The sequence below is a fragment of the Streptomyces sp. NPDC059455 genome (assembly GCF_042750115.1).
In the GTDB taxonomy this organism is placed as follows: Bacteria; Actinomycetota; Actinomycetes; order Streptomycetales; family Streptomycetaceae; genus Streptomyces; species Streptomyces endocoffeicus.
In genome coordinates this window covers 8,601-17,473 of record NZ_JBHYVB010000226.1, presented here as the reverse complement: position 1 = coordinate 17,473, position 8,873 = coordinate 8,601, and the positions used below count along the sequence as shown (strand labels likewise).

The 8,873-nt window shown below is 73.9% G+C and carries 4 protein-coding genes; all 4 read right to left on the bottom strand.

Features of this window, described 5'->3' with window-relative positions; translation table 11 throughout:
* Positions 1-60: 60 nt before the first annotated feature.
* Entirely contained in the window at positions 61-666 is a 606-nt protein-coding gene (locus ACFXB5_RS45550) for a LuxR C-terminal-related transcriptional regulator (protein ID WP_385219837.1), read from the bottom strand.
* 331 nt (positions 667-997) lie between these two features.
* Positions 998-3,808 carry an AAA family ATPase gene (locus tag ACFXB5_RS45545; protein WP_385219835.1) on the bottom strand — a complete coding sequence of 937 codons (2,811 nt, stop codon included), beginning with the start codon at positions 3,806-3,808 and terminating at the stop codon, positions 998-1,000.
* Positions 3,798-6,554: an AAA family ATPase gene (locus tag ACFXB5_RS45540; RefSeq protein WP_385219834.1), complete on the bottom strand. Its 2,757-nt coding sequence runs from the start codon at positions 6,552-6,554 to the stop codon at positions 3,798-3,800. The genes ACFXB5_RS45545 and ACFXB5_RS45540 overlap by 11 nt, the downstream gene beginning before the upstream one ends.
* Positions 6,555-6,612: 58 nt before the next feature.
* A complete protein-coding gene (locus ACFXB5_RS45535; RefSeq protein WP_385219832.1) occupies positions 6,613-8,838 on the bottom strand; it encodes a LuxR C-terminal-related transcriptional regulator in 2,226 nt (741 codons plus the stop codon).
* Between the last annotated feature and the right edge of the window lie 35 nt (positions 8,839-8,873).

The following is an 8,873-nucleotide window of genomic DNA, read 5'->3' as shown; positions in this document are numbered from 1 at the left end:
CAGGCCCGGATCGAATCCGGGCCGGCCGTGGCGCGTTCGCGGACCTCCGCGGCGCGGGGGTCATTTGACGAAGTCGTCGACGACCTTCGGTGGCCAGCAGCCGACGTTGAGCACGCCGATGGAGTAGGCGCGGGAGACGAGGGCCGCGCGGTTGGGCACCCGCAGCTTCCGCAGCAGCCGAGTCACGTGGTACTCGACACCCTGCCGGCTGAGGTAGAGCCGGGAGGCCAGGGGGATGGTGGAGAGCCCGGCAGCGATGCCCTCCAGGATGCGCGCCTCGGTCTCGGTGAGGAGCTTCTTACGGTTGGTGACCATGTCCACCTCCTCGCCACCCGCCGTGGGACGCATCACCACGAGGATCGAGGCCACATGGGCGGTGCCCTCGCGCACCGCCACGGCGGTGAGCCCGCTGGTGAAGGCGGCCCCCTCGGCCCCGATGGCCACCACATGGGTGGTGAACCGGTGGCGGGAGCCGTCGAGGAGCCGGGTGAACTGCCGCTTCAGCGCCTGCCGGACGCTGGGGTGGACAAGGTCACAGAAGTCACGGCCGCACACGTCCGAGGCGGCGTCGTCGAACTGCCGGAAGAATTCCCGGTTCGCCTGCTGGACGATGAGCGACGGGTCGAGACAGACGACACACGCCCCTGGCTGATCGAACTGGCGCAATAGATCCGTGTACTCGGTCTGCTCGTGTCCAAGCTCGTGGGGGGTTGGCCGAGCCGAATCCGCTAGTAAAGGCAATGCCAAGGGACTGCCATCCCTTCCTAATTCTCAGTATTCGGAATTGAATACCAATATTCAATTCCGAATGTTCGTTTCAGAATTGAGACTAGGGATCTACGGGTACGGAAGTCAACGTCAACAGGGGTGTGGCCACCCAATCCCGTGGTGGGGTGCCCCGAAGGTTCGGTCCGCACCCCACCCCTTCGGTGGGCCGGTACGGTCGGTTCACGAATCCTCGTCAAACAGCGTCCAATTATCGCCGTTAACGCTCCGTTCACGAATGCATGCGAGGCAGCAGCTCGATGAGCTCGCGCCGCCCGGAGACGCCCAGCTTGCGATAGGAACTCGTCAGATGCTTCTCGATGGCGCGGGAGCTCACTCCCAGCTCGGCCGCGACCTCCTGGTTGGTCAGACCGCGTCCGACGAGAGAGGTCACGGTGCGTTCGGTACGGGTGAGGGTCGTCTCCGGCGGGGCGGCCGCCGCACCGCTGCCGTCCGCCGCGCGGATCCGGTCGACCAGCCGTGGCACCCCGCACGCCGAGGCCAGGGCCGCGGCCTCCCGGAGTACCGCCGCCGCCTCGCCGCCGCCCGGCCTCAGCCGCTTGCCCAGCAGCACGAGCGTGCGGGCGAGTTCGAGTTCATTGGCCGAGGCACGCAGTACGTCGACCGACTCGCGCAGCAGCCGCACCCCCTGGTCACCGTCGGTCAGCCGGCCCTTCACCCGCAGCGCGCGGCCGAGCGCCACGGGGGCGCCCCATTCCGTCGCCCGCAGCAACTCCTCGTCGGCCAGCGCCCCGGCCGCGTGGGGGTCGCCGACCCGCCGGTGGAGGTCGGCCGCCCAGGGTCGCCAGGAGAAGAGCACGGGGTTGCGCCAGCCCGACGCCTCCAGCTGCCGGCCGCTGGCCAGGAGGGTTTCCAGGGCGCTGGTCCAGCGGCCCTGCTCGGCGTCCTGCGCCGCCTTGACGAACTGCAGCGCCGCGGTCAGGGCCAGGCTCGATGAGCGGCGCCGGCCGGGGCCGTCCAGAATCCGCTCGATCAGCGCGGAGTCCTGGAGGTCCAGGGCGACGCGGGTGAGGGCGAGAGTGGAGACGACCCCGGCCTCCTGCCAGTGCACCTCGGCCAGCCGCACGGCGCGCTCGGCGTACTCACGTGCCTGGGCGACGCGGCCGCGGGCGCTGAGCACCATGGCCTGCTGGACGTTGACGAGCGCGTCCACGACCGTGCCGCCCTGCCGCCGCGTCTGCTGCTCCATGGCCAGCCAGGAGCTGATCCCCCGTACCGAATCGGCGGCCACCAGCCCGATCACCACCAGCGGCAGCGGGGTGTGGACCTGATCGGAGGTGGCCGGTTCGCGCTCCAGGATGCGGTTGGCCAGCCGGGAGACCTCGGCCGCGGGCCATCGGGCGGTGAGCACCGCCGCGTTGAGCAGCACCGCCGTCAGCTCGCGCTCGGCGGAGGTGATCAGCGGCGGCTCCTCCCCCAGCACGGACAGCCGCTCGACCGCCGCGGCCAGCTCCGCCGGGTCCTCGTGTCCGGCGTGCCGCAGCCGCGCCTCGAGCCGCAGCGCCACATCGCGCGCCGTGCCCTCCAGCGAGGCGGCGGGCCCCAGGTCCTCGGCGACCTGGTGCAGCAGATCGATGACCGACGGGGGCCCCAGGCCCACGATGGTGGGCGAGATCCGCAGGGCCGCGGCGGCCCGGAGCCTGGGCGTGGTCAGCAGGGGGATCGCCTGGGAGATGTGGCGTTCGCAGGCGGCCGGGTCGAAGCCGCGCTCCGCGGTGGCCAGATCGATCAGCAGCCGGGCCCGGCCCTCCCCGGTCAGCGAGCCGTCCAGGAGGGCGCGGCGCAGATAGCGGGCGGCGGTGCGGGGCGCGCCGCGGCGCAGCGCGGTGTCCGCCGCGGCCCGCAGCACCTCCACCGCCCAGGGGTGGTCGGAGCTGGTGACGGCCAGGAGCTGGGCGGCGACGAGTTCGGCGGGGCGTCCGTTGTGGTACATCAGGGCCGCCGCGGCGTCGTGCAGCCGCTCCCGATCGGCCACCGTCATCGAGGACTCGACCGCGTCCTGCACCACCCGGTGGAGGAAGCGCGGCTCCTGCTCGGCCACGATCAGCCCCAGCTGGTGGAGGTCGCGCAGTGCGGCCAGGAAGCCGATCGGGTCCAGCCCGGCCAGCCGCCCCAGGAGGTCCGGGTCGGCCTGGTCGCCGAGGACCGCGATGGCGGCGGCCAGGTCGCGAGGGGGCCGGGGCTGGGCGCGCAGGGAGCTGGCCAGCCGCTCCCGCAGCTGGGCGGGGCGCAGGGAGCGGGCCGTCTCGGCATGCTCGGCAGTGGGCCGGTGGCCGCGCATGGCCAAGTCCGCCAGCACCGACTTCAGGAACAGCGGGTTGCCCCCGGAGCTCTCGTGGCAGGCACGGGCGAACCCCTCGTCCCCCGGCACGCCGAACTGCTCGAGGATCACTTCCTTGGTGGCGCCCAGCGACAGCGGCGCGGGGCGCAGCACCTGCCGCGCCGCCTCGACGATCTCGCGCAGCAGTGGGTCCCCGGGGCGCCGGTAGCCGTCCCGCAGCGCGCAGACGAGTACGGCGCGCAGCGCGTGCAGCCGCTTGACGAGGAAGGCGAGCCAGCGCAGCGAGGGGGTGTCGACCCACTGCAGATCGTCCACGAGGATGAGCAGCGGGCGCTCGGCACTGGCGGTGGCCAGCACCGAGCGCAGGCCGTACAGCGCCTCCTCGGGGATGGTCGCGGACCCGTTCTCGTCGAGCGGCGGGGCGTCGTCGGAGAAGACCGTCCGGCAGAGGTCGACCTCTCCCTCGATGCGCTGCCCGCGGAGCTCTTCCGGGGCGCCGGTGAGCAGGCTGTCGAAGAGCTGGCGGACCACGCCGAAGTCGAAGTCCTGCTCCATCGGCGCGGCGTTGGCGCGCAGGACCCTGATCTTCTCGCCCTCGGCGAGCATCGGCAGCTGGTGCAGCAGCGCGGTCCGGCCGGTCCCCAGGGGGCCGGTGAGCAACAGCAGTGACGAGTCCCCCGCCGCCGCGGCCCGCAGGGCCTCCGCGACCTGCGCCAGCTCGGCCTCCCGTTCAAGCAACATCGATTCCGCCTCCCTGCGCCGCCCGCAGTAACGCGATCAGCTCCGCGCGACCGCCGATCCCCAGCTTTCGGTACGCACCGCTGAGTCTGAGCTCCACGGTGCGTCTGCTTACGGAGAGGGTCTCGGCTATCTCCCGGTTGCCATGGCCGAGTCCGACGAGGGAGGCGGTGCGCTGCTCGGGCTCGGTCAGTGTCGCCCACGCCGGATGCGGGACGCGTCCGCGGACGGCGGAGGGCCCCGTCCGCTCGGACAGCTCGCGCACCTTCGCGAGCAGCTTGCTGGAGGGCCGGTGGGCGATGACGAAGGTGAACAGCTCGGCCACCAGGGGGGCCGCGGCGCTCGGGTTCCCGGTGTCGAGTTCGGCCGTGGCCAGCTCCATCAGGGCCCCCGCGTAGGCGAGCCGGGCCGGGGTGCCGCGCAGGGTGCCCACCGCCTCGCGGAGCCGCTCGACCCGCCCCTCGCGGGCCACCCGCCCGGCGCCCAGCTGGGCCCAGCCGAGCGTGTTGGGGGCGCCCCACAACCGGGCCAGCGCGAGCTCCTCGTCGGCGAGCCGCCGTGCCTCCTCGTGGTCGCCGAGGACGTCGTGGACCCGGGCGGCCATCGAACGCCACGGCATCAGGGCGGGGTTGATCCGCCCACGGCCCAACTGCCATCTGCCGGTGGCCCGGAACAGCTCCACCGCCTCGGGCAGCCGGTCGTCCTTGACGGCCACCAGTGCCCGGGCGAAGAGCAGATAGCCCCAGGAGGCGCCCTCGCGCGACTCGGCGGGGGCGGAGGCGGCCGCGAGCACACCGGCCTGGCCGAGGTCGCCGTTCTCCAGGGCGATGAGGATCCGGACGGCCAGCAGATACGGGACGGTGTAGCGGTGCCAGAGGGAGCGGGGCAGCGACCGCTCGGCGGCGGCCACGTCCCGTTCGGCCATGTCGAGCCGGCCGCGCCGCAGGTTCAGCTCGCCGCGGACGGCCAGGGCCTGGGCGGCGGCCGCGCGGGCGTGCCGCCGGCGCAGGTCGGTGTGGAGGACGTCCAGCCGGACCTCGGCCTCGTCCAGGTCGTCGGTCAGCAGCAGGGTCCGGGCGGCGGCGAGCCGGGGCAGGATCAGGGCGCCCGCGCCGCCGTCCAGGGTGAAGACCCGATGGGCCAGCGCCCGGGCGGTGGGCAGGTCCGCCCCGCGCAGGGCCAGCCGCCAGGCGCGCGCCGCGGCCTGCACCGGGCAGGTGGGGTCGTCGGGCAGCGGCGGGATTCCGTCCGGGACCAGATCGGTGTCGTCCTGCCCGTCGGATTCGGTGAGCCAGAACAGCCCGGCCAGCGCCCCCCGTTCCTCGCCGTCGGTCGAGGGCAGCACGTCGAGGATCGCGCGGCGCAGCGCCTTGTCGTCACCGCGGGAGAGTCCGAGGTCGGCGGCGCGCGCCCGGATCCGGCCGGGCCCGCCGTCCCCGGTGCGGATGATCTCCGCCAGCCGGCGGCCCGCGGCCTCGGGGGCGGCGAGCACTTCGATGGCGGCGAGTTCGAGGCCCAGCTGGGCGCGTGGCGGTGGGTCCAGCGGCTCCTCCAGCGCCCGGGACAGACAGGCGATCGCCTGGGCGGTCCGGCCCGCGCGCAGTGCGGCGGCGCAGGTGCGGCGCAGCACGGGGATCACCCAGGGCTCGTCGACCGGGCGGGCGGCGAGCAGCAGCCGGGCGATGTCCTCGTCGGCCACGGCCGCCCGGTAGGCCAACTCGGCGGCGCGGGCGTGGAGTTCGGCCCGCTCGTCGCCGGGCATCTCGGCGAGGATCCAGCTGCGCGCCTCGGGCCGGCTCAGCCGGAGCCCGGTCCCGGAGGCGATGGCGAGCCCGCTCTCCTGGAGCGCTTCGGGCAGTCCGGGCTCGCTCGCGGCGCCGGGGCCGGCGAGCGCGTACAGCAGGGGCAGATCCAGCAGATCGCCGCAGACGGCGAGCGCGCGGACGAGCGCGACGGCCGTGTCGGACAGCCCTCCGAGCACCCGGACAGTGTGTTCACCGCCCACGGCATCGCTGATGGTGGACAGTTCCGGCACCCGCCCGGCGACCGGCGCGTAGCCGTGTTTGGTGAAGCGGCGCAGTGCCTCGGACAGCACCTCGGGGTTGCCCGCGCTCGCCTCCAGGGCCGCGGAGATGAAGGCGTTGTCGCCGGGGCGGCCGCAGATCAGCGCGACCGTGGCGGCCACGTCGCGCGGGGCGAGCGGGGCCAGTTCGCATTCGAGGGTGATCACCTGCTGCGGCGCGGTGGACAGCGGGCACGCGCCGGGGCGGAGCCGGCCGGTGCCGCTCACCAGCAGCACGATCAGGGCGTCGGGCAGCCGCCGTATCAGCGCCCCGAACCAGCGCAGCGAGGCCGGGTCCAGCCATTCCACATCGTCGACGGCCAGCAGTGTGGGCCGCTCCCGGGCGGTCCGCAGCAACTCGGTCAGTCCCGGTAAGCGGCTCTCGGGCCCCCGTCCGGTCAGGGCCTTCATCGAGCCCTCGGTGAGTCCGTCCATCGGGGCGAGCAGCTGTCCCACCGCGCCGTAGCGCACTTGCCGCTCGCCGGGGGTCGCCTTGGCGCGCAGCACGCGGAAGCCCTGGTCCTCGGCCAGCCGGGCGGCGAGGTTCAGCAGGCGGTTCTGTCCGTAACCGGGCCTGCCGATCAGTGTCACCACCGAGGAACGGCCCCGGCCGAGATCGGCGACGGTCTGGGCAAGCATGGCCTGCTCTCGTTCACGGCCGGGGAACGGGAGCCCGTTGAGCTGCATAGTGTGACTATATGCCTGGGCTGGGGCGTGAACCTGTCACCGAACCGCCGTGCGCGCGTCAGCGTCGGCCGCGTGAGGCGAAGACCCACGCGGGGGCCTGTGGATCGGGAAGGCTCGGGGAGTTCAGCACCGAGGCGAGCTCCCCGCGCTGCCCGACACTCAGCTTCCGGTAGACGCTGGTGAGATGGGTCTCCACGGTGCGTACGGTGACGAAAAGCGACTCGGCGATCTCACGGTTGCCCGCCCCGCGCGAGGCCATCTGGGCCACCTTGCGCTCGGTGCCGGTGAGCAGGTCGACCGGTGAGGCGGTGATCTCGCGCATCCGGCCGCCCGCGGCCACCAGCCGGCTGCGGGCGTCCCTGGCGAGCGCGAGCGCGCCGCAGCCCTGCGCGAGGTCGACGGCCGAGCGCAGCCGCTCCCTGGCCTCGCGCGGCCGCCCCGCGTCCAGCAGCGCCCCGCCGAGCAGGAACTCGGCCCGGGCGTACTCGGAGCGGGCGGGCGACCCGGAGAAGTGCTCGACCGCCTCGGTGAGTTGGGCGATACCCTCCTCGCCGGGAGTGGTCACCCCGCGGGCGAGGGCGGCGAGCCCGAAGGCGCGCGGGGTGCTCCAGCGGCGGGCCAGCTCGGTGCCGTGCTCGACCAGGTCCCGCGCCTCGTCCGCCCGCTTCTCCGCCGCGAGCAGACAGGCCGCCTCGGTCCACCAGGGCAGGAACACCGGGTTGGCGAAGCCGGACTCCTCCAGGGAGGCGCCGCAGTCGAGCAGCAGCCGCAGCGCGGTGGCGCTGTCGCCGAGCGCCCAGCGGGCCCGGGCGCGGGCCATGAGATACGAGTGGTACTCCATGACGAACCCGTCCAGGTTCGGCCGGGTGACGGCGGCCAGCAGCTCCTCGGCCCGCTCCGGTTCGCCCCGGTCGATCAGGATCGTCGCGAGCGCGGTCTGCGGCATGGTCACATTGGCGCTCCAGCGCTCCTCGCTGATGATCTCGACGGCGGTCTGGGCGTCGGCGAGGGCGTCGGGGATGGCGCCGACACCGTGCAGCAGCTGGGCGCGGTAGGACAGGGTGATCACATACGACCAGACCGCGGCGTTGTCCTGGCCGTGGCGCAGCGCGTGCTCCAGGGTCTCCATCGCCTCCTCGATCTCGTCGGCCAGGCCGAGGGTGAACGCCGAGAAGAGCAGCGACCAGTTGTCGAGCCGGTCCGGGGAGCTCAGCGCGCGGCGGGCCTGCCCCACCGCCCGCCGCACCGAGCGGCCCTCCATCGCGGACAGGACCGTCATCATGGCGAGCATCTGGCGCTGGGCGGGGGTGTCCCCGGCGGGTTCGGGAATCCGCGTGAAGCGCTCCCGGACCGTGTGGATCGTGGCCTTCTCGTCGGATCCGCTGATCAGCAGCGTCGATTGGACGAGGGTGCGCAGCTCGCGGTCGCGCGGATCGGGGTCGGGCCCCAGCTCGGCCTCGAGCTCGTCGAGCACCTCGCTGAGCACCCGTACGGCGGCCGGTGACTGCTGGACGGTGAGGCAGGTGAGGCCGAACTGCACGGCGATGGGCGCCTTGGTGCGGATGTCGGTGGCCAGCGCGAGCGCCCGCTTGAGCAGGCGGATGGCCTCGGCGGGGTTGATCTCCGCGAGCGCCTTGGCGAGCGGGACATGCGCCGACAGGCTGTCCGGCTCCGCCTCCAGGACCCGGTAGAGATAGCGGGCGGCGGCCTCCGGGGCACCGCGGTGCTCGGCCTGGGCGGCGGCCTCCCGGAGCACCCAGCCCATCCACGGCTGGGGGGTGCCGGGCACCAGCAGCACCTGGTTGGCGACCTCCTCGGCGGGCCGTCCGGCGTCGCTCAGCAGCAGGGCCGCCCTGGCGCGCAACTCGGCCAGCCGCTCCGCCCCGGCGGCCTCCAGCACCGCGGAGCGCACCACGTCATGGGCCAGGTCCGCCCGGTCAGGTGCCATCACATCGGCCTCGCGCAGCTGCTCCACGGCCTCCGCGACGCGGGCGGCGGGCACTCCGGCCAGCGCGCCGATGTGCTCCGCGTCCTCCTCGCCGAGCACCGCGATGGCGGTGGCCACGTCCCGGACCCAGCCGGGCCGGGCGTCGAAGAGGGCGCGCACGGACAGGGCGACCACGTAACTCCCGACTTCGGCGATCTCGCGGATGCCGGTCTCGTCGGGCGCCACGCCCTTGGCCCGCAGCTCGCGCAGCAGCCGGGTGACGGTCAGCGGGTTGGGGGGCCCGCGCGGGGGGGCCGCGCGCCGCCCAGGGGGGGCGCGGGGGGGGGGGCGTAACAATTGTGGGGCTTGTTGAACAGAGAGGCGGGGTCAGC